Origin of the sequence: Sphingobium olei (assembly GCF_042678845.1) — a bacterium.
GTDB lineage: Bacteria > Pseudomonadota > Alphaproteobacteria > Sphingomonadales > Sphingomonadaceae > Sphingobium > Sphingobium olei.
The window spans coordinates 1-586 of sequence record NZ_JBHTLS010000015.1 but is presented as its reverse complement, the minus strand read 5'-3'; the positions used below and the strand labels follow the sequence as shown (position 1 = coordinate 586).

At 56.5% G+C, this 586-nt stretch carries 2 tRNA genes; both read left to right on the top strand.

Annotation, left to right across the window (positions count from 1 at the left end):
- Positions 1–213 precede the first annotated feature (213 nt).
- Positions 214–290 (top strand) — tRNA-Ile (locus ACFQ24_RS03750).
- Positions 291–365: 75 nt separating this feature from the next.
- Positions 366–441: transfer RNA gene (locus ACFQ24_RS03745), tRNA-Ala, on the top strand.
- Positions 442–586: the final 145 nt, after the last annotated feature.

The window sequence follows — 586 nt, the reverse complement described above, 5'->3', positions numbered from 1 at the left end:
CGGCTGGATCACCTCCTTTCTAAGGATCGTGACGAAAGCGCCAACGCCAGACTTTATGTTTGCGCCGTTGGAAGAGCTTCGTCATTTCCAAAGAACATCGCCGCCGTCCTCATGTCCCTTCATCACTGGAAATACCTTCTTCAAGGAGAAGGTGTATGCCTGAGCAGGCTCACGCCGCCCGCGGCCGATTTCGGTCTGTTCGGGCAGCGCATGGGGCCGGTAGCTCAGGTGGTTAGAGCGCACGCCTGATAAGCGTGAGGTCGGAGGTTCAACTCCTCCCCGGCCCACCAGTTTTGCGGAAAGAGAAAATGTCCGGGGGACATTTTCTTAGCAAAACTCCCGAGCGCAAGCGAAGGGCCTGGTGAGGGGCTTTAGCTCAGCTGGGAGAGCGGTTGCTTTGCAAGCATCAGGTCATCGGTTCGATCCCGATAAGCTCCACCAGCCCTTGGCATATTTTCCAGAGATGAAGAGTAGCGGTTTGCCGGACTTGTCCGGCGATACGGCACGCACAAGCGTGCTTCTTTGACATTGTGAATGGGTTTTTTAATCGATGCCGTGGTGCGGCGCCGGTTGGTCGAGAGGGTCG